19 protein-coding genes are annotated in these 20,663 nt (G+C 59.2%); 9 read left to right on the forward strand and 10 right to left on the reverse strand.

The features are described 5' to 3' along the window. Positions 1 to 4 precede the first annotated feature (4 nt). The 4 genes from RDA78_RS10105 to RDA78_RS10120 form a co-directional block, all read right to left on the reverse strand. On the reverse strand, positions 5 to 1,513 hold the full coding sequence (locus RDA78_RS10105) for a SpoVR family protein (RefSeq protein ID WP_434055185.1): 1,509 nt from the start codon (positions 1,511 to 1,513) through the stop codon (positions 5 to 7). Next, positions 1,506 to 2,828 (reverse strand): YeaH/YhbH family protein, encoded by a 1,323-nt coding sequence (locus RDA78_RS10110; RefSeq protein WP_434055186.1) that lies wholly within the window; start codon positions 2,826 to 2,828, stop codon positions 1,506 to 1,508. The genes RDA78_RS10105 and RDA78_RS10110 overlap by 8 nt, the downstream gene beginning before the upstream one ends. Before the next feature lie 20 nt (positions 2,829 to 2,848). Continuing rightward, positions 2,849 to 4,783 carry a PrkA family serine protein kinase gene (locus RDA78_RS10115; protein ID WP_434055187.1) on the reverse strand — a complete coding sequence of 645 codons (1,935 nt, stop codon included), beginning with the start codon at positions 4,781 to 4,783 and terminating at the stop codon, positions 2,849 to 2,851. A 332-nt stretch (positions 4,784 to 5,115) separates the two neighbouring features. Next, on the reverse strand, positions 5,116 to 5,670 hold the full coding sequence (locus tag RDA78_RS10120) for a LuxR C-terminal-related transcriptional regulator (RefSeq protein WP_434055188.1): 555 nt from the start codon (positions 5,668 to 5,670) through the stop codon (positions 5,116 to 5,118). Positions 5,671 to 5,882: 212 nt separating this feature from the next. Between RDA78_RS10120 and RDA78_RS10125 the strand changes: the two genes are divergently transcribed. The 8 genes from RDA78_RS10125 to RDA78_RS10160 all read left to right on the forward strand — a co-directional run bounded on the left by RDA78_RS10125 (position 5,883) and on the right by RDA78_RS10160 (position 14,022). Then, positions 5,883 to 6,020, forward strand: coding sequence for a hypothetical protein (locus tag RDA78_RS10125; RefSeq protein WP_434055189.1), 138 nt, complete (start codon positions 5,883 to 5,885; stop codon positions 6,018 to 6,020). Beyond that, positions 6,010 to 7,494, forward strand: coding sequence for an ABC transporter substrate-binding protein (locus RDA78_RS10130; protein ID WP_434055190.1), 1,485 nt, complete (start codon positions 6,010 to 6,012; stop codon positions 7,492 to 7,494). Before RDA78_RS10125 ends, RDA78_RS10130 begins: the two co-directional genes overlap by 11 nt. Before the next feature lie 98 nt (positions 7,495 to 7,592). Continuing rightward, positions 7,593 to 8,540, forward strand: a complete 948-nt coding sequence (locus tag RDA78_RS10135; RefSeq protein WP_434055191.1) for an ABC transporter permease — start codon at positions 7,593 to 7,595, stop codon at positions 8,538 to 8,540. Further along, the gene (locus tag RDA78_RS10140) at positions 8,537 to 9,367 is read left to right on the forward strand and encodes an ABC transporter permease (RefSeq protein WP_434055192.1); all 831 of its coding nucleotides are present in this window, start codon (positions 8,537 to 8,539) and stop codon (positions 9,365 to 9,367) included. Before RDA78_RS10135 ends, RDA78_RS10140 begins: the two co-directional genes overlap by 4 nt. Continuing rightward, complete coding sequence (locus tag RDA78_RS10145) at positions 9,364 to 10,953, forward strand: ABC transporter ATP-binding protein (protein WP_434055193.1); 1,590 nt, start codon at positions 9,364 to 9,366, stop codon at positions 10,951 to 10,953. Before RDA78_RS10140 ends, RDA78_RS10145 begins: the two co-directional genes overlap by 4 nt. Before the next feature lie 10 nt (positions 10,954 to 10,963). After that, positions 10,964 to 12,418 (forward strand): aldehyde dehydrogenase family protein, encoded by a 1,455-nt coding sequence (locus tag RDA78_RS10150; protein WP_434055194.1) that lies wholly within the window; start codon positions 10,964 to 10,966, stop codon positions 12,416 to 12,418. Positions 12,419 to 12,462: 44 nt separating this feature from the next. Continuing rightward, positions 12,463 to 13,203 (forward strand): glucose 1-dehydrogenase, encoded by a 741-nt coding sequence (locus RDA78_RS10155; protein ID WP_434055195.1) that lies wholly within the window; start codon positions 12,463 to 12,465, stop codon positions 13,201 to 13,203. Positions 13,204 to 13,389: 186 nt separating this feature from the next. Then, on the forward strand, positions 13,390 to 14,022 hold the full coding sequence (locus RDA78_RS10160) for a glutathione S-transferase family protein (protein ID WP_434055196.1): 633 nt from the start codon (positions 13,390 to 13,392) through the stop codon (positions 14,020 to 14,022). A gap of 60 nt (positions 14,023 to 14,082) precedes the next feature. On the opposite strand, the gene pcaD is transcribed toward RDA78_RS10160, so the two are convergent. Beyond that, positions 14,083 to 14,898, reverse strand: a complete 816-nt coding sequence (gene pcaD, locus RDA78_RS10165) for a 3-oxoadipate enol-lactonase (protein ID WP_434055197.1) — start codon at positions 14,896 to 14,898, stop codon at positions 14,083 to 14,085. Beyond that, entirely contained in the window at positions 14,895 to 16,001 is a 1,107-nt protein-coding gene (locus tag RDA78_RS10170) for an LLM class flavin-dependent oxidoreductase (RefSeq protein ID WP_434055198.1), read from the reverse strand. Before RDA78_RS10170 ends, pcaD begins: the two co-directional genes overlap by 4 nt. 117 nt (positions 16,002 to 16,118) lie before the next feature. Here RDA78_RS10170 and RDA78_RS10175 point away from each other — a divergent pair, with 117 nt between their 5' ends. Beyond that, on the forward strand, positions 16,119 to 17,021 hold the full coding sequence (locus tag RDA78_RS10175; RefSeq protein ID WP_434055199.1) for a LysR family transcriptional regulator: 903 nt from the start codon (positions 16,119 to 16,121) through the stop codon (positions 17,019 to 17,021). A 311-nt stretch (positions 17,022 to 17,332) separates the two neighbouring features. Here RDA78_RS10175 and RDA78_RS10180 read toward each other — a convergent pair whose 3' ends face one another. From RDA78_RS10180 to RDA78_RS10195, 4 genes are all read right to left on the reverse strand, one after another. Then, positions 17,333 to 17,839 carry a flavin reductase family protein gene (locus RDA78_RS10180; RefSeq protein WP_434055200.1) on the reverse strand — a complete coding sequence of 169 codons (507 nt, stop codon included), beginning with the start codon at positions 17,837 to 17,839 and terminating at the stop codon, positions 17,333 to 17,335. A gap of 99 nt (positions 17,840 to 17,938) precedes the next feature. Next, a complete protein-coding gene (locus RDA78_RS10185; RefSeq protein ID WP_434055201.1) occupies positions 17,939 to 19,330 on the reverse strand; it encodes an SLC13 family permease in 1,392 nt (463 codons plus the stop codon). Positions 19,331 to 19,339: 9 nt separating this feature from the next. Then, positions 19,340 to 20,314, reverse strand: a complete 975-nt coding sequence (locus RDA78_RS10190) for a quinone oxidoreductase family protein (protein WP_434055202.1) — start codon at positions 20,312 to 20,314, stop codon at positions 19,340 to 19,342. Between the two features lie 28 nt (positions 20,315 to 20,342). Next, entirely contained in the window at positions 20,343 to 20,648 is a 306-nt protein-coding gene (locus tag RDA78_RS10195) for a DUF1330 domain-containing protein (RefSeq protein WP_434055203.1), read from the reverse strand. Positions 20,649 to 20,663 lie beyond the last annotated feature (15 nt).

The raw sequence follows: 20,663 nt of genomic DNA on the forward strand, positions 1-20,663 counted from the left end.
GTCGTCAGTTGGCCGCATTGCTCTCCACGATTTCAGCCTTGTAGCCCCATAGCCGTTCGACATGTTTCAGCGTGGCGGCCCTGCTGTCCGGATCCAGGGGAACGGAATTGCGCCGGATGGCCTTCAGATGCAGGCATCGGTCCCCGAGCAGATCGGCATCCGCAACCTGGATTTCCGGTTCCAGCGCCGCAAGGTCATGGTCGCGTGCAAGCGCATCGCGCAGATACCGGTATCCCTGTTCGTTGTGGATGCCCGTCACCGTGCAATAGCGCGATGATGATTCATCGGACAAGGCAAACATCCTGAAACGCCGCATGACGGTCGGCGAGAGAAACTGCTGGATGAAGCTTTCGTCGCGATAGTTGGCCCATGCGTGCCTCAGGACGCTGCGCCAATCGCCGCTCCCGGCGAGGTCCGGAAACCACTCCCGGTCCTCCTCGGTCGGGTCCAGGCAGACTCGCCGGATATCGTCCATCATGGCAAAGCCGAGTGCGTAGGGATTGATTCCGGAAAAACGCGGGTCGTCGAAGTCCGGCTGGGTCAGCACGTTGGTGTGGCTGTGAAGGATTTCCAGCATCGCGCCGTCGCTGATGCGTCCCTGTTCGTGCAGCTTGTTCAAGATGTAGTAGTGCACGAAGCTGGCGCAGCCTTCGTTCATCACTTTCGTCTGTTTCTGCGGATAGAAATACTGCCCGATATTGCGCACGATCCTCAGGATCTCACGCTGCCATGTGGTCAGGACAGGGCTGTAATGTTCCAGGAAATAGAGCAGGTTTTCTTCCGGAAGATGCATATCGCGTTTGCGGTCGAGGAGTTCCGTATCCGTCGACGCCTGACCGGGCGCGGGGTTTAAGATGGTGTTCCAGAGATAGTGGACATTCTGTTCGGCGGCGGCGATCCGTTCGCGCCGCTGTTCCTCCGCCTCGCGCAGGGAAGGCTGACGCGGGCGGCGATGCCGGAAGACGCCGTGCGGCATGAGCGAGTGTGCCGCGTCGAGCGTTGCCTCCACCTCGCCGAAACCATGCTTTTCTTCACAGGAGGCGATGAACTTGCGGGCATATTCGAGGTAATCGAGAATGCCGTCGGCATCCGTCCACTGCCGGAACAGATGGTTGGACTTGAAGAAGTGATTGTGGCCGAAGGCGGCATGCGCCATCACCAGCGCCTGCAGCGGCATCGTGTTTTCTTCCAGGCAGTAGCTGATGCACGGATTGGAGTTGATCACGATTTCATAGGCAAGCCCGCGCGCGCCCTTCCTGTAGAGGCGCTCATGACCGAGAAAGTGCTTCCCGAACGACCAGTGATGATACATCAGCGGCATGCCGATCGAGGAATAGGCGTCAAGCATCTGCTCGGATGAAATGATTTCGATCTGGTTCGGATAAAAATCCAGTCCCAGGTCATCACGCGCCACGTCTTCGATCGCGTCCAGCGTTCGCCGCAGCGTGTCGAAGTCCCAGTCGGCATGGTCGAACAGCAGGCCGGATTTTGCTTTTGCCGCGCGCTTAGCCATGGCCTTGACCTGCGGGCTCGCGCGCGAAGAGTTCACGGAAGACGGGATAGATATCGGCAGCGGTCGCCACGCGCTTTCGCGCGAAATTCGGCCAGGCTTCAGCAACGCGGCCATAGGATTCCCAGAGCTCCATGCCGGTCGCCTCGCTGTTGATCAGTTGAGCCTCGTCTTCGCCGACGATCTCGACATAGGCGAAGTACTGGCAGACCTGCATGAGGTCGTCGCCAAGAAGGGCGGCGCAGCGCTTCGAATCGCCGCCGAAGTTTTCACCGTCCGAGGCCTGGGCCGCGTAGATGTTCCACTCCGAGGGCGGATAACGGTCCAGGATGATGTCTTTCATGACGACCAGGGCCGTGCTCACCACGGTCCCCCCCGTCTGCGGCGAATAGAAGAAGGTGTCTTCGTCAACTTCCGAAGCATCATGGGTGTGCCGAATGAACACGATGTCCGTCTTTTCGTAGCGCCGGTCGAGAAACAGGTGCAGCAGCATGAAGAACCGCTTGGCCAGGTCCTTTTCGCGTTCGCCCATCGAAGCCGACACGTCCATGAGGCAAAACATGACGGCATTGGCATTCGGTTCCGGCTGCTGAACGAAATGATTGTAGCGTACGTCAAGCGGGTCGATATAGGCGACGACCTTGCGCCGTTTGGCCAGGATCTCGTAGGCCGCGCGCAGGTCGGCCAATTCCGCGCGCTGTTCGGGCGTTGGCGATGCGACCTGTTCCAGCCGGAGGATTTCTTTCAGGAGTGCCTGCGCTTCCTTGTCCGTCGGTCTTTTCAGTCCGATCCTGCGGCCAAGGGCATTTCGCATCGTGCGGGCAATGTTGATGTTGGCCGGCGCGCCGGACGTGGAATAGCCGGCCCGGTGCGGATGCGTCCGGGTGATCTCTTTCAGGCTCTGTTTCACCAGATCCGGCAGTTCCAGGTCCTCGAAGAAGAAGTCCAGGAATTCCTCTCTTGAGAGCGCGAACAGAAAGTCGTCCTCGCCATCACCGTCAGGGGCCCCTTGACGGCCGGCTCCGGACCCACCGCCGCGCGGCGGCTTTTCGATCCGGTCACCGGTCTGAAAGCTCTTGTTGCCGGTCAGGACCCGTTCCCGCCGCCCGCCATTGGCGGCTTTTCGGAACGAGGGTTCGCTGACGCCGTCGGTCGGAACGCTGACATCCTTGGCCCGGCCGACATCCGCCACGCCCCGTTCGCGCACGGCATCCTCAACCGCCTTCTTGATCTGGGTGCGGACCCTCTTGAGAAAGCGCCGCCTGTTGGTCAAGCTCTTGTCTTTCGGGTTCAGCCTGCGGTCGATGAAATGCGCCATCTGTCAATCCGCCTCCGGCGTTACCCGGCCTTGTTGACGCGCATGTACCACTCGACCAGTCTCCTGACCTGCCGCTTGGTGTAGCCATGACCGGTCATGCGTTCGACGAACTCGTGGTGCTTCTCGTCGGTTTTCTTGTCGCGCTTGGCACCGAAACTGATGACCGGAAGGAGCTCTTCCACCTTGCCGAACATGCGTTTCTCGATGACCTGTCTCAGCTTCTCGTAACGCCGCCAGTCCGGGTTCTGTCCCTGGTTTTCCGCGCGGGCACGCAAGACGAACTTCACCACCTCGTTGCGGAAATCCCGTGAGTTGGCAACACCCGCCGGCTGTTCGATCTTCTCCAGCTCCTTTTCCAGAACATCGCGGTCGAAGATCTGGCCGGTATCAGGATCCTTGTAGTCCTGCTCCTCGATCCAGGCGTCGGCATAGGCAATGTAGCGGTCGAACAGGTTCTGGCCGTAGTCGGTATAGGACTCAAGATAGGCCTTCTGGATCTCGTTGCCGATGAACTCCGCATAATGCGGCGCCAGTTCCGTCTTGAGGAAGTCGAGATACCGGCCCTCGGTTTCCGGGTCGAACTGTTCGCGCCTGATGGCCTGCTCAAGCACGTACATCAGGTGCACCGGATCGGCGGAAATCTCTTCCGTGTCGTGGTTGAAGGTTTCCGACAGGACCTTGAAGGCGAAGCGGGTCGAAATGCCGTTCATGCCTTCATCAACACCCGCCGCGTCCCGGTATTCCTGAAGCGATTTCGCCTTCGGATCCGAATCCTTCAGCATCTCGCCGTCATAGACCCGAAGCTTGGAATAAAGCGTCGAGTTCTCATGTTCGTGCAGCCGCGTGAGGACACTGAAGCGCGCGAGCAGAGGCAGGGTTTCAGGGGCACAGGAGGCCTCGGCCAGAGCGCTCTGGCTCAACAGCTTGCCGTAGATATCGGCTTCCGCGCTGGCCCGCAGGCAGTAAGGAACCTTCACCACGCTGATGCGGTCCAGGAACGCCTCGTTGTTCTTGTTGTTCTTGAACTGGCTCCATTCGGATTCGTTCGAATGCGCCAGGATCAACCCCTGGAAGGGTAAGGCGCCGATATTCTCCGTCCCGACATAGGACCCTTCCTGGGTGGCTGTCAGCAGGGGATGCAGCACCTTGATCGGCGCCTTGAACATCTCGACGAATTCCATCATGCCCTGGGTGGTTCGGTTGAGTGCGCCCGAATAGCTGTAGGCGTCGGGGTCGTCCTGGCTGAATTCCTCCAGCTTTCGGATGTCGAGCTTGCCGACGAGCGCGGAGACATCCTGGTTGTTCTCGTCGCCCGGTTCCGTCTTGGTCACGCCGATCTGGCGCAGCCGCGACGGGTAGATCTTGACGATGCTGAATTTGGAAATGTCGCCTTCGTATTCGTCGAGGCGTTTCGTCGCCCAGGGGGAAATCAGTCCGGTCAAAAGGCGCCGCGGAATATTGTACTTGTCTTCCAGAAGGTCACCGACGCGATTGGCACTGAAAAGACCAAGCGGAGACTCGTAGACCGGGCTGATCTGGTCACCGGCCTTCAGCACGTAGATGGGTTCCTGTTCCATCAGCTTCTTCAGGATTTCGGCAATACTCGACTTGCCGCCGCCGACCGGGCCGAGCAGGTAGAGGATCTGCTTGCGTTCCTCCAGCCCCTGGCTGGCATGGCGGAAAAAGCCGACGATGCGCTCGATCGTCGCTTCCATGCCATAGAGGTTCTTGAAGGGGGCGTAGCGTTTGATTGTCCGGTTCATGAAAATCCGGCCGAGCCGTTGATCCTGGCTTGTGTCGATGACCTCGGGCTCTCCGATCGCGGCCATCATGCGCTCGGCGGACGTCGCGCGCATCAAGGGGTCGTCTCTGCATCCAAGCAGGTAATCCTGGATTGAAATTTCTTCCAGGTTTCTATTCCTGTAGTCCTCGGCGAACCGTGTATAGATCTCCATGTTCCACTTCCAGCTAGGCGCTCCCAGAGTACCTGCCCCCACTTAAAGTAGATGGGGCTTTCACCTTCGCTGGCAACTTAAACTTTCGACTTTCACAAAAATTTCGATCTCAAAAAAAATTGCGAACGTTTTTCGTGGATTTGCCTTCATTCCGGCGTAAAGATCTGGTTCGCATTGGCGGAAGACTTGAAACCTGGCAGTTTTCGCCTGTTTTTTCTCCAGAATGTCTGAAAATTGGGCGTTATTTTTTCAGATCCTGCACAAATTGCTGATATCTTCCACGATAACACTTGCGTAGAACTTGCTCTGGCATCGTCATGCGCATTTGAACGTCAGGTGTCCGGCTTGCGAAATCCGCCCAGCCGGGAGAGCAGCACGGCGACGTTCTTCACATTGAATTTCTTCAAGAGCCGGGACCGGACGTCTTCGACGGTGCGGGGTGAAAGACCCAGTGTTCTTGCCATTTCCTTGCTTGTCTGTCCCTTGGACAGAAGCAGGAGGATATCCCGCTCCCTCGATGTCAGTTGCGGGCCCTTGTCGCTGTCCTCGATGAGGGCGAAGGACAGAACGGTTCGCGCAAGGGGCCTTTCCGGCGTCAGTGTTCTGGCGCGGAAACGGCACCAGATTCGTGACCCGTCGGATCTGAGCATGAGGCGTTCGTCGGTATAGGGAAGCGACTGGCTTAACGGCTTCAGTCCGATGTCGCGGATCTGGTGGAATTCCTCATCCGAACCGTAGAGCAGGCGGAAACTCTGCCCGATCAGATCAGGCTTCTTGTAGCCGAACATGTCGGCGAAACTCAGGTTACAGGTCCGGATGATCCGATGTTCGGTCAGCGCGATGCCCATTGGCGCGTGGTCGAAAGCCAGCGTTTCAAATTCGTTCATGGGTCACCGTGATCCTACGGTATTGGCACCGTAGCGCGAGCATACCATACTGATTGTCAATTCTGCCATCCCGGAGTCCGTCGCATGGTGTTGTCCGATCGGCTGATTCGTGAAGCGGACCGACATCGAGATGACAGGGGATCTCCCGTTTTCCGGTCATCGCATCGTCGAAAATCGAAATATGCATCGTTTCTGGGCCGGGAATTCTGGATTTGACGAACAAACCGGACGAATATGTGAGTGTGGAAGACATGCTCGATTCCGCGAATGTCATGGGCCGTTCGCTGATCGACCTGTTGGCAAGGCCGTTGAGCGCGGCATCGACAGATGGGGAGAGCTATGCGTTTTAAGAAAGTAGGGAGTGGGCTGGTCAGTGTCCTGGTACTGGCTGCAAGCATCGGCATTGCGGAAGCAAAGACGGATGTCGTGGTCGCGATGCAGCTCGAGCCGCCGCATCTGGACCCGACCAGCGCCGCCGCGGGCGCCATCGATTCCGTGCTTTATTCCAACGTCTTCGAGGGTCTCACCCGCTTTGGGCCGGACGGCACCGTCAATCCCGGGCTGGCCGAAAGCTGGACAATATCCGACGACGGCAAGACCTACACGTTCAAGCTGAACGAGGGCGTCAAGTTTCACGACGGCACAGACATGACTGCCGACGATGTGAAGTTCAGCCTCGACCGGGCGCGGGCCGATGACAGCGCGAACGCCCAGAAGGCGCTCTTTGCAGGTATTGACGCTGTCGAGGCCGTCGATCCGCTGACCGTCGAGGTTACGTTGAAAGAGGCCAACAGCAGCTTCCTCTTCAACATGGCCTGGGGCGATGCGGTTATCGTCGCGCCGGAAACGATTGCCGACATCAAGACCAATCCGGTGGGCACCGGGGCCTTCAGGTTTGCCGACTGGGTCCAGGGCGACAAGATCGAACTGGAAAGGAACCCCGACTACTGGGGCACACCGGCGCAGCTTGAGAATGTCACCTTCAAGTTCATCTCCGACCCAACGGCCGCGTTCGCCTCGGTGATGGCCGAGGACGTCAACGCCTTTGTCGGATTTCCAGCGCCGGAAAACCTGCCGCAATTCGAGGCAGACCCGAGGTTCCAGGTTCTTGTCGGTTCGACGGAAGGCGAGACGATCCTGGCGATGAACAACAAGCTGCCGCCGCTCGACAATCCACTGGTGCGCTCAGCCGTTGCCCATGCGATCAATCGTGAGGCGATCATCGACGGAGCCATGTTCGGCTACGGCACGCCGATCGGCACGCATTTCGCCCCGCACAACCCGGACTACGTCGATCTGACCGGGATGAGCCAGTATGATCCGGAGCTTGCCAAGAAGCTGCTCGCCGAGGCCGGGTTCCCTGATGGATTCGAGACGACGCTCAAGCTGCCGCCGCCGTCCTACGCACGCCGTGGCGGGGAGATTATCGCTTCGCAGCTCAGGGCAATCGGGATTGAAACAGAGATCACCAATCTTGAATGGGCACAGTGGCTGGAGCAGGTTTTCAAGGGTAAGGATTACGGTCTGACCATCGTCAGTCACACCGAACCGATGGACATCGGCATCTATGCCCGCCCGGACTATTATTTCCAGTACGACAATCCGGACTTTCAGGCGCTGTTCGCGGAAATTACCAGCGAAAACGACCCTGAAAAGCGGTCGGCGCTTCTGAAACAGGCGCAGGAAAAGATCTCCGGGGACCACGTCAATGCCTATCTGTTCCAACTGGCGTTTCCGACTGTCGCCGACGCCCGGATCAAGGGGCTCTGGAAAAATCAGCCGACCCAGGCGACCGACCTGACGGGTGTCTCCTGGGAAGACTGAAATCGCCGGAAAAGGGCGCTCGCGCTGTGCGGGCGCCCAAAGGGTTCAAACGGTCAAGAGTTTCCGGCGGCGATGTGCCGGCAGGTGCGTGACGGGCCATGTTGCAATATTTCCTGAAACGCCTTCTGTCTCTCTGCCTCAGTCTCGTGGCAGCATCCGTCTTGATTTTCCTGACGCTTGAAGTCGTACCCGGAGATCCGGCAGCCTATATGCTCGGCCTCAATGCGCAGGAGGACACGCTGAACGCACTGCGCGAGCAGCTGGGCCTCAATGGCACGATCCTGCAGCGGTATCTGTCCTGGGCGGGCGGGTTGCTCGTCGGAGACTTCGGGACCTCCTACACCTACAGGACACCGGTCGCCGAACTGATCGGCGAACGGCTCTGGGTGTCTTTGCCGCTGGCCCTTTATGCGCTTGTCCTGAGCACACTGATTGCATTTCCGGCGGGCATCTGGGCGGCGTCAAAACGCGGGACCCTTGTCGATTCTGGTGTCATGGGCGTGACGCAGCTTGGCGTCGCGATCCCGAATTTCTGGTTCGCGATGCTTATGGTGCTGGTCTTTGCCATCAATCTGCGCTGGTTTTCCGCCGGAGGGTTCCCCGGATGGGAAGAAGGCCTGCTCGCGGGCATGAAAGCCCTGACATTGCCCGCCATCGCACTTGCCCTGCCGCAGGCAAGCATTCTGACGCGTGTGATGCGGTCAAGCCTGCTTGATACGCTTGGCGAGGACTATATCCGCTCCGCCCGCGCCAAGGGTCTCACGAGAGGGCAGGCAATGTGGCGGCATGCCCTGCGCAATGCGCTGATCCCCGTCCTGACCATCATGGGGCTGCAATTCTCTTTCCTGCTCGCGGGCGCGATCATCATCGAGAATGTGTTTTATCTCCCGGGCCTTGGCCGTCTTGTCTTTCAGGCGATCAGTTCGCGTGACCTGATCGTCGTTGAAAGCGTTGTCATGCTGCTGGTCTTCGCGGTTATCGTCGTGAATTTCGCCGTTGATCTGGCTTATGCCTGGGTGGATCCGAGATTGCGGAGGCGGCGATGACGCGCCTTCTGCACAACCGGTCCACGCTCCCCGGCGCGCTGCTGACCCTCATCTTTACAGGGGCAGCACTCATCAGCCTCTTCTGGGTGCCCTACGACACAACGGTCCTGAACATCGCCGACAGGATGAAGCTGCCCAGTCTCGTCCATCCGTTCGGGACAGACCAGTTCGGACGGGACATTTTGAGCATGCTCATGGTCGGCGCGCGCACATCGATCGCGGTTGCCCTTGTTGCCGTCGGCATCGGCATGCTGGTGGGCGTGCCGCTCGGTCTGGCCGCTGCCGCCCGAAAGGGCAGCCTGCCGGACGAGATCATCATGCGCACGAACGATCTCGTCTTTGCATTTCCGAGCCTTCTGATCGCCGTGATGATCACCGCAGTTTTCGGTGCATCGGCGCTGAACGCGATCATCGCCATCGGCATCTTCAACATTCCCGTCTTTGCACGCCTGACACGGGGCGCGGCCCTGACTCTCTGGAGCCGAGAGTACGTCATGGCGGCCCGGGTCGCCGGAAAGGGACCGGCCCGGATTTCGATCGAGCACATACTGCCGAACGTGACCAATCTCCTGATCGTTCAAGGGACGATCCAGTTCTCTCTCGGCATCCTTGCCGAAGCGGGCCTCAGCTACGTGGGACTCGGCGCTCAGCCTCCAACAGCCAGTTGGGGACGCATGCTGGCTGACAGCCAGACCATGATTTCACTGGCACCGCATCTGGCGATATTTCCGGGCATGGCGATCCTGCTGACCGTGCTGGGTCTGAACCTTCTCGGCGACGGGCTTCGTGACCTGCTGGATCCCAAGCTCCGGAGGGCGCGGACATGAGCCTTTTGGAGATCGATGGACTTTCGCTTGAGATCCACGGCGAACCGATCCTCAGGAATGTCTCGATGCAGGTCGAGCCGGGCCGTGTGCTGGGTGTGATCGGCGAAAGCGGATCCGGCAAGTCGATGACCGCCTTCAGCGTTCTGCAACTGCTGCCGAACGGATCGCAATGCCGCGGCAGCATTTCGCTTGCCGGACAGGACATTTTGAGCGCCAGCGAGGCAGATCTCTGCAGTATTCGTGGCCGGGTTGCCGGCATGGTGTTTCAGGAACCCATGACGGCGCTCAATCCGTTGCAGACCATCGGCGCACAGGTCGCCGAAACGATACTTGTTCACGAAAGGGTGCCGAGATCCGAAGCGCTTGTGCGCGCAGCGGATGCTTTGCGCCGTGCCGAGTTGCCCCCGGAAAAGTTTCCGCTGACACGCTATCCGCACGAGCTTTCGGGCGGCCAGCGTCAGCGTGTTGTGATCGCCATGGCGATCGCATTGAGACCGAAGCTGCTGATTGCCGACGAACCGACCACCGCTCTGGACGTCACCACCCAGGCCCAGATCCTCGATCTCCTGAAACGGTTGGTCGTCGAGGAAGACATGGGTCTGATGCTGATCAGCCATGACCTCGCTGTCGTTGCCGATCTCGCCGACGATCTTGTGATCATGCGGAGCGGTGAGGTTGTCGAAAGCGGGCCTGCGCACGGTCTGTTTCGGAAGATGAAGCATCCTTACTCGCGTGCGCTTCTTGAAGCGTCCGGGCATGTTCCGGAAAGGAACAGTGCCGCCCAGGAACAAGCGCTTTTGCGGGTAAGCAACGTCATCCGCGAATATCAGACCCACACGCACGGCTGGTGGGGCAGGGTAGCGCAGGTTCGGGCCGTCGACGATGTCAGTTTCGAGATCAGGAAGGGCGAAAGCCTCGGGCTTGTCGGAGAATCCGGTTGCGGCAAGTCGACATTGACGCGCGCCATACTCGGGCTGGAGGAGATCCAGGGAGGTGAGATCCTGCTGGATGGAACACCGGTTGTCAGCCATCACCGGGTCAACCGGGATGTCCGCCGGCGCATGCAGGTCGTCTTCCAGGATCCCTACGGCAGCTTCAATCCCCGCTGGCGCGTTGACCGCCTGATCACGGAACCCTTTCACCTCCTGGACGGTCCTCCGGCCGGTGCTGAACGAGAAACGGCGATTGTCGAGGCGCTGGAGAGCGTTGGCCTGAGTGCCGATGACAGCCGGAAATACATCCATGAATTCAGCGGTGGCCAGCGCCAGCGGATCGCAATTGCGCGCGCGCTCATCATCAAGCCGGACCTGATCATTCTCGACGAGGCTGTATCCGCGCTGGATGTTTCGGTGCGCGCACAGGTTCTGGATCTTCTGGCCGGTCTCGCGGATCGTTTCGGCCTGACCTACCTCTTCATCTCGCACGATCTGAGTGTCGTGCGTTCCATCACTGAACGTGTGCTTGTGATGAAATCGGGACGGATCGTCGAGGAGGGTCCGACGGACAGCGTCTTCGACAAGCCGCACCATGCCTATACCAAACAACTCGTCGCCGCTGCGCCGGTTCTGCCGGCCGACGTTGCCTGAAGGAGATGTCATGACAGACCAGCTAGATCTTTGGTTCGATCCCTCCCGATGCCTGATAGACGGAAAGTGGGTGGTGCCGGCGGGTGGCAAGTCCCTCCCGCTGGAGAACCCGTCGACAGGGGAGCGGATCGGGTCGATCGCAAGAGGCACCTCGGACGATATTGATGCCGCCGTTGCGTCCGCGCACAATGCCTGCCAGGGCGACTGGGGCCGGACGACGGCAGTCGAGCGCGGGCGCGCACTTTTCAAACTGCGGGAGCTGGTTCTGGAGAATGTGGAACACCTGGCCCGCATCGAGTCGATCGACGTCGGCAAGCCGCTCAAACAGGCCCGCGCCGATGCGGTCGCCCTTGCCCGTTACCTGGAATTTTATGGCGGCGCAGCAGACAAATTGCATGGAGAGACGATCCCCTATCTGGACGGCTACACGGTCTACACCTTGCGCGAACCACATGGGGTCACCGGGCACATCGTGCCGTGGAACTATCCGATGCAGATCATCGGACGCTCCGTCGGGGCGGCACTCGCGACCGGCAATGCCTGTGTGCTGAAACCCGCCGAAGACGCGTGTCTGACCGCGCTTGCTTTCGCGGATCTTGCGATCAAGGCGGGACTTCCGGCCGGGGCCTTGAACGTCGTCCCGGGACTTGGAGCGGAGGCAGGGGCGGCACTGACGGGTCATCCGGGCATCCACCACATCAGCTTTACCGGTTCGGTCGCGACCGGGGTGCATGTTCAGACGGCCGCCGCCCGGAATGTGGTGCCGGTGACACTCGAACTGGGTGGAAAGTCACCGCAATTGGTTTTTGCGGACGCGGATCTGGACGCCGCCTTGCCGTTTCTGGTCAACGCGGGGATCCAGAATGCCGGCCAGACCTGCTCGGCATCGTCCCGCATCCTTGTGCACCGGTCGATCCACGACGAACTTGTCGGTCGGATGGGTGAAAGATATGCAGCGCTCAGGGTTGGTCCTGCGCTGTCCGATCTCGATGTGGGCCCGCTGATTTCCGGGCGGCAGCAGGCCATCGTTTCAAGCTATCTCGACCGGGGGGACGATTTGGAGAAAGCGGCCGAGGCATCTCTGGATGACGTGCCGGAGGGCGGTAATTACGTCCGTCCGACGCTGTTTTCCGGGGTATTGCCTGCGCACACGCTGGCGCGTGACGAGATTTTCGGACCGGTCCAGGTCGTCATCCCATTCGATGACGAGGACGAGGCCGTCGCGATTGCCAACGGTACCGATTACGGACTGGTCGCCAGCATCTGGTCGCGGGACGGTGCCCGGCAGATGCGCATCGCCCGGAAAATCCGCACCGGTCAGGTATTCATCAACAATTACGGGGCAGGCGGCGGTGTCGAACTGCCCTTCGGAGGCGTCGGCAAGTCCGGACACGGGCGCGAGAAAGGCTTCGAGGCACTTTACGGCTTCACCACCTTGAAAACAGTCGCGGCCTTTCATGGCTGAAGACCGCTTGCCCGTGCAAAAGACATAAAATATCAGGAGGAAAGATGAGACTGCAGGGAAAAACGGCCATTGTGACCGGGGGCGCGTCCGGCTTCGGAGCCGGGATTGTGCGAAAATTCGTGGCCGAGGGCGCAAAGGTTCTGATTGCCGATCTCAATGTGGCAGCCGCCGAGGAGATGGCCAGGGAGAGCGGAGCTCTCGCGGCGCACGTGGATGTTGCCTCGAATGAAAGTGTTGCGGCTCTGGCGGCACAGGCGGCCGATCTGCTCGGGCCAGTGGACATTCTCGTCAACAATGCCGGTGTCACACACCTGCCCACGCCGTTGCAGGATGTCAGCGAAGAGGATTTCGACAGGGTGATTGCGGTCAACTGCAAGTCCGTCTATCTCACCGCGCGGCATTTCGTTCCGGCCATGACTGCTGCTGGCAAGGGCGCAATTCTGAATGTGGCGAGCACCGCAGGTCTCAGCCCGCGCCCGAAACTCAACTGGTACAACGCGTCGAAAGGATGGATGATCACGGCGACCAAGACCATGGCGGTGGAACTTGCCCCGTCCGGCGTACGTGTAAACGCAATCTGCCCCGTCGCCGGCGAAACGCCGCTTCTGAAAAGTTTCATGGGGGAAGACACGCCCGAGACGCGGGCGAAGTTCCTGTCGACGATACCGATCGGGCGCTTTTCGACGCCGGAGGATATGGGCAACGCGGCCTGTTTCCTGTGCTCCGACGAGGCCGGCATGGTCACAGGCGTCGCGATGGAAGTCGATGGCGGACGCTGCATCTGACATACCGGTGCGCGCCAGATGTCCTATTTCACGCGCGTCAGCCGAGTCTCTGTATGCAGGGCAAACAGATTAGGCCTCACGATCACGTCTTTTTGCGAATTGAGGGTTTGTGGCAGGCGCTGAAAAGGGGATGATCCGATAGCGCCGTCTCCGGGGCGACTTCAGCATTACAGGGATACCGAAACGATGATCAAAATTCATGGCCGCATATCGTCGGCAAACGTGCAGCCCGTGGTCTGGTGCCTTGAGGAACTGGGCGTTGAATACGAGCGCCTGGATGTCGGTGGTCCGTTCGGCGGCAACGATACGCCCGAATACCTGGCCATGAACCCGCTCGGACTGGTGCCGGTTCTGGAAGATGACGGTCAGGCGCTGCCGGAATCCTCTGCCATCCTGCGCTATCTGATGCGTCGATACGGCGGCCATCCTTCCGACCCCATGGCAGCAGCGCAGATCGAACGCTGGGTAGATATGTCAAAGCAGCACATCTATCAGCCCCTTATCCCGACGATCTTCTGGCAGACCATTCGGACCCCGGCAGATGAACGTGACCACAAGGGTGTCGCCAGTGCCGTCGCCACGCTCAAGCAATCCATGACGGTTTTCGAAGGCCTCATTGATGGCCCCTATGTCGGAGGGGAAACGCTGAACCTTGTCGACTATCAGATCGGCGGGCTTCTTTACCGGTACTATGAGCTTGATTTCGAACGGGCGGATCTGCCCGGACTGCGCGCCTACTACGACCGCCTGTGCGCTCGTCCGGCCTATCGAGACAACGTCATGATCGACTTCATGGGCATGAAAGTTCCCGGCGCCTGACCGGGATCAAAACCCAAGGCCAAGGGCCTTGCCGTGCAAACTTCAACAAAGCCGGGCGGGTCATGCGCTCGCCCGGGTTTTAAGGTCTTCGATAAGGAAGCCCAACACGGCCTCATTGAAGGCCTCTGGTGCGTTTATGTTTGCAACGTGTGCAGCGCCCGGGATCTCGACATAGCGCGCGCCGGACGTAGCGTCCGCCATGGCCTGCATGACTTCCGGCGACGCCCCCTTGTCATGACTTCCGCCGACATAAAGAACAGGAAGGCGGATTGCGGACAGATGCCGAAAGTAGTCGAGATCCTGCAACGCACGGCAATTGGCAATATACCCCGCCGGATCGTGCGACAGGATCATGCGACGCACGTTCTCCGCTTCTTCAGGATATGCCGAGAGCCACTCGGGCGTGAACCAGGTTGCAATCGTCGCGTCGGCAATACCGTTCATCCCATCCTGCTCGACCAGGCCGATCCGGTCATCCCACATGGCCTTGAAAGGCGGCGGGGCGTCCGAACGACCGTCCGCGCAAACCACCCGTTCAATCCGGCCCGGATGCGCAAGTGCAAGTCCGAGGCCGGTCATTCCGCCCTTTGACAGACCCATAAACCGGGCGGTTTCGATCTCGAGTGCGTCCATCAGATCAATAACGTCGCCGACAAGGTGGTCGAAGGAATAAGGCCCCGGCGGAACATCCGACTTGCCGTGACCACGCGCGTCGTAGCGAAGGACACGAAAATGTTTCGTCAGAACCGGGATCTGCGGGGTCCACATCTCGGCGCTCGCCCCCAGCGAATTCGACAGGATCAGCCATGGGGCGCTGTCCGGCCCGTCGATAAAAGTCTGGAGACTGTGGCTTCCAAGGTCGACACGTCCGGTCATTGGGCGGCCTGCGTTTCAGATGCAATCGCCGCGTTGAAGGCAGGTCTTACCTTTTCCGCCAGAAGGATCATTGACCGTTTGCCGAGTTCCGGGTCGACCCAGTCCTTGCCGGCATAGAGCAATGTGCCGAAATCGCCGACTGTTTCCCGGTAGGCAAGCAGGTCTTCAGTCACTTTGTCCTGCGTGCCCCAGGTGACCAGCTTGTCCAATACGCCTTCCAGCGTGACTTCGTCGTCGGGCTGGTCACGATGGGTCTTGAAAAGACCCAACCGGTTGTTCTTGCGCATCTTCGTGAGGATCTGGTTGTAGTAGAAACGGTAGGGACTTTGTGGCCCCAGCGCGTATTCGCGTGCCGTGTCCAGATCATCTGCAACAAACACGGATCTTGCGACCCGCCAGTTTTCCGTCAGGACCGGCCGTCCGGCACGTTCGCAGCCCTCGACATATTTCGGCCAATGGCTTGCAACCCATTGCGGCATCAGGAAATTGGCGCTGATCGGATCCCATCCTCGCGCGGCCGCTTCCGTCACGCCCTTGGAGAAGGGCGCAACCGCGGTCACGACGATCGGCGGATGCGGCCTTTGCAGCGGCTTCGGCATGATGCCCTGGCCGATCTCAGCCATGCTGGTGCGTTCGGTCGTAACCGTCCAGTATTTGCCGTTGATGTTGTAGGGAGGATCGCTCTCCCAGATTTTCAAAACCGTGTTGATGCCTTCCAGGAACATTTCATTTCTGTCGGCGTCCAGATTGCCGAAAACTTCCGCATCGGACAGAAGGCCCCCCGGCGAAATGCCGAAGTTGAACCGGCCGTCCAGCATGTGATCCAGCATCGCGGCCTGTGCCGCGACAGCGGCCGGATGGGCATTCGGCATATTCACGGTGCCGGTTCCGAGGCGCATGTTTTTGACGCTGCTGGCCAGCGACGCGATGAACATGGCGCAAGAGGTAATGTTCTCGGCCTGGTCGGTGACATGCTCTCCGCAATAGGCTTCCTTGAAGCCCAGATCATCCGCAAGCAGGAACGCTTCGCGGTCTTCTTTCAGCGTCAGCCTCCAGTCCTTGTCCAGCGGATGGATCGGCATGGTGAAGAAACCGAGTTCCATGAGCCTTGTCCCCTCTAGCGATGTGTCATTGATCCTTGTCAAAGATTATGCCGGGGCTGGTGTTTGGGAAAATTATAAGTACTAAAATGTGCTATCAAGAAATCTAATGAGGCTGTGATGATATCGCTTCGCCAGATGAGGTCGGTCGTAGCTGTCGCGGAAGAAGGATCCTTCACGCGTGCGGCTGCGCGCGAGAATGCGACGCAGTCGGGGATCTCCCAACATGTCGCTGCGGTTGAAGATGTTCTTGGTGTCCGGCTATTCGAACGTACAAGCGATGGTGTTCTGCTCACGCCTGCCGGAAACCGGTACTACACAAAGGTGCTTGATGTCTTGCGCGGCGCCGAAGACGCGATCATCGATGCGCGAAGCCGCAAGAACACGCTTTCGGGAACCGTTTGCGCCGGGATCATGCCGGTCCTTGCACGTGCGGCACTTGCACCGGCCCTTGAACGCATGGCGCGCCAGCATCCGGACGTCTCGATCGAAATTGTCGAAGGATACAGCGGTGCGCTCACCGACAGTGTCAAGGCTGAAGAGCTCGACTTTGCCGTGGTTCCAGCCTTTGGCGGTGCCATGGGCCTGAATGTCAGCCATCTGGCCCGGGATCGGGAGATGCTTGTCGGAGGTGCGCTGAGCGGTGTGGTCCACGGCAAACCGGTGCGCCTCAGCGAGATTGCACCGCTCAAGCTGGTGACGCCCTCACGCACCAACATCCGCAAGGCGCGGATTGAGGATTACCTCACGACCCATTCAGTACAGGTCGAGCGCATCATGGAAATGGACGCCATGCTCGGAACGCTCGATTTCGTTGCCCGGTCGGATTGGGTGACCATTCTGCCGGGCGTGATCTGTGCTCCGGATATGGACGGGGCCATCCGGCGCGTTGCACCGATTGACGAACCGCCTCTCTTTCTGGATCTCGTTCAGATCGAACCTGCGCGGCAGCCTATGTCCACCCAGTCTCGCGTGTTCTTGGAAGAGATAAAGAAGGAAGTCGGAAAGCTCGTGGCAAAGTAGTCGAGCGACCTAGTGCGGTGAATTTGAAGTTCGCATCATTGTTTCAGCAGACTCCGAAGCGAACTTCAGATTCAGGTGCCTAGTGAACCGGATGTCCTCATCAAATGATCCAACTGGGCCGGAAAACGCTCTAGATCGTCGTTCTGGTCTGCCGCACTTGCGGCAAGACCGGAAGCCGGTATCCCCTGTTCATGGCTGTTGAATGCACGCCGGATCAGCCGCGAGCCGGATCACTGCGTGCGCGGGCATTTCAAATCTGGAGTGAACGATCCGGGATAACGATGCTGAGGATTGCGCAAGCCAACCTGAAATTACCCGACGGCGAAAGCGCCCAGTTGCCCCTTGCCGAAGGCGAGGGGTGTTTTGTCGCTGTTCGTGTGAGCGAGCACGCGGCCGATGAAAATCTCATGGTCACCACCCTCATGGACCGCATGGGTCTCGCATTCTAGCGCGGCCGCGCAGCCTGCGAGACAAGGCACGCCGTGAGCCCCTTCGATCCATTCAAGGCCTGAGAACCGGTCCCGTTCGGGACTGGCAAAGAGTTTGCAGAGATGGGACTGGTCGGCGGACAGAATATTGATCGCAAATCCGGGATGGGCCTTGTATTCGGCCAGGCTGCCGGCTTTGCGGGCGAGGCTCCACAGAATGAGCGGCGGGTTCATGGAGACGGAATTGAACGAGCTGATCGTGACTCCAATGGGCTCTCCCGTCCGCGAGCGCGTTGTTGCAATGGCAACACCGGTTGGAAAGCAGGACAGCGTCTGGCGCAGAGCGGCCGGGTCGATATCAAACTCTTTGGTATCCGTCATGGCGTTCATTGCACCCCTCCTTCAATTAAATTCGAAGATAGTGAGGTGCGGCATTATGGCAAATTATAACTGCTGATCCTTGCGATCAGCATTCCTGATGAGCAAGATTCATCCCGATGCAGGCAACAAGCCGATGATATGCCACCAGACAATGGTGAGAGGCAATCCGATCAGCACCACGGCGGCAAACAAGGCAAGGCAAACCCGGGTGAGCAAGCCCGTCGAGATATCTGCAAGCGACATTGCGATAAGGAGCGGCGGTGCCTGGTAGGGCAGCAACGGGCTGGCAATTCCGATCATCTGTGTCATCGCGACGGTTTCGAGCGGAAGGCCGGATGCGGACGCAAGGGGCGCGGCGAAAGGCACGAGGACGAGCGGAGCTGCCGGAGCGGTTGTCAGGTGTGACAGCAGTACTGAAAAGATAAAGATCGCATAGATGTTCCAGACAGGATGTTCCGGAACCAGGGCCAGTTTCTCGATCAAGGTATTTGCCAGCGCAGTGTCCAGTCCGACGTGACGCGCAAGGGCGCTGACGCAAAAAATTGCGCAAAACAACATCGCAGGCGTCAGATCAATTCGGTCCTTCATCGCCGATTTGGGCAGCAGGCCGGTACGGGGCCAAAGGGCAAGAGTTGCCGCACCAAGCGCGATCCAGGCGGGTTGGATCCCGTGCATAAAGTCTGTCGACCAAAGCACAATCGCAATCAGCAGCAGACCAAGCAGCCGAGTTTGAGGTTGTGTGAGTTTCTTGTCGTTTTCGGAGGCCGTTTCTTTCGGTGCGAGGGAGGCCGCACCAACCTGCTGGAGAAGCACAACAAGAACAGCGAAACGCAGTAGATTGACCGGAAACTGAGCCAGAAAATATCCCGAATAAGTGGCTTTCAGGCTGTAGAGGCTCTCCAATGCACCGAATTGAACGATTGTCGGCAGGTTGGCAGTGTAAATCGCGTAGGTGGGTAGAAGCGTTCCGGCGGCCGCTGTTGCGCAAAGCCCCATGGCTTCCCTGCTTCCCGATTTCAGTCCGAGCGAGGTGGCCAGCGAGACGGCAACGGGAATCAGGATCAGGACGCGCGGGATAGTCGAGGGAATGAGAATGCCAAGCAAAAATCCGGCCGTTGCCATGACAAAGACAGCTCTTGAATAGGACCGTCCGGAGAGTGCCAGCAACCTGTTTGATATGTGTGCGCCGAGGCCTGTGGCGATCACCGCGACGCCAAGAACAATGCCTCCCAAGAGAAGCCAGAAACCGCCAGACGCAAAGCCGGAAAAGACGATTGCCGGCGGCGCGACGGCAATTGCGAGACTTAAGAGGAACACCACGAACGCGGCAACGATGTCGGGAACCACGCGTGTCGCAAACAGTGCGATCGATACAATCCCGACTGCGGCTGCGTAGAAGAGATTGCGCTGTGTATCCGGCGACTGGACGCCGTATGTCCAAAGTGCCAGCGCGAGCAACGCCGCGCTGATCAGGGTTGCTGCAGGAAGTGTGAGCCTCATCAACCGGCCCTACGGCAATAGAAGCGAGGAGCCGGTGGTTGTTCCAGCTTCAAGCGCCTTGTGTGCTTCTGCAACATCTGCAAGCCGCCAGGTCTGGTTGATGTTTACCGACAGATGACCTGCCAGGACCATGTCGAAGACCCGTTTCGCAGAATGCTCGAGATCCTTTCTCGGGCCGACATAGTTAGCCAGCGTCGGACGCGTGAAGTAGAGCGATCCGGCCTTTTGCAGCAGGCTCGGTGGCACTGGCGGGGCCTCGCCGGTGGTCGCTCCGAACGAGACAAACATGCCGTAGGTCGCAAGCGAGGCGACCGAGGTTTCGAAAGTAGCCTTGCCGATGCTGTCATAAACAACCGGCACGCCTGTTCCGCCGGTCAGATCCTTGACGCGTCCGGCAATGTCTTCCGACTGTCTGTCTATGGCTTCATCGTAGCCCATTGTCCTTATCAGCGCACAGCCTTCAGCACCAGAAGTCACGCCGATCATCCGCGCACCAAGATACCTGCCCCACTGGCCGGCAAGCTGGCCGACACCGCCCGACGCTGCGAAAAACAGGACGTCCTGACCGGGTTGGACCTTGAAACAGCGCTCCAGAAGATACTCCGCAGTCATGCCCTTCATCAGGACCGCTGCGGCAATCTGATCCGTGATGCCATCCGGAATTTTCAGCACGCGGGCGGCAGGCGCGTTACGGACCGTGGCATAGGCGCCGAGCACGCCGCCGTAAACGACCCGGTCTCCGGGATGGAGACCATCAACGTCAGGCCCGACTGCCGTGATCTTGCCGGCGGCTTCGAGACCAAGGGGGCTCGGTATCGCAAGGGGGTAGTGACCCGAGCGCTGGTAGATATCCATATAGTTGAGTCCGATGGCGGTCTGTTCGATCTGAACCTCGCCATTGCCCGGTGACGGAACCTCGAAAGGCTCCATCTGCATGACTTCGGGCGCTCCCTGCCCCGTCAACATGATACGTTGCGCCTGCATAAGCAGCCTCCTTCAGTTATTGATGTTCTCAGACGGTCGCGTCACCGGATTCCACAACGACGGTTTGGACCTCGCCAGCACCGTTGGCCCTCCGATAGGCTGCCGCTTCCTGATATTCGTCCGATCTGAAGCAATTGACGCCTGCTTCCAGTGTTGGAAATTCAATGACCACGAAACGGTGAAAGTGTTCAGGTCCTTCCATGATTTCATAGTCGCCGCCGCGAGCAAGCACCTTGCCGCCGTGTTTCGCAATAATGCCGGGCACGAGGTCGGTGTATTTCTTGTATTCGACCGGGTCGTTTATCCTGGCGCGCGCCATCCAGTAAGCGGGCATGTTTTCCTCCGGTAA

The organism is Roseibium sp. (assembly GCF_051016195.1).
Lineage (GTDB): Bacteria > Pseudomonadota > Alphaproteobacteria > Rhizobiales > Stappiaceae > Roseibium.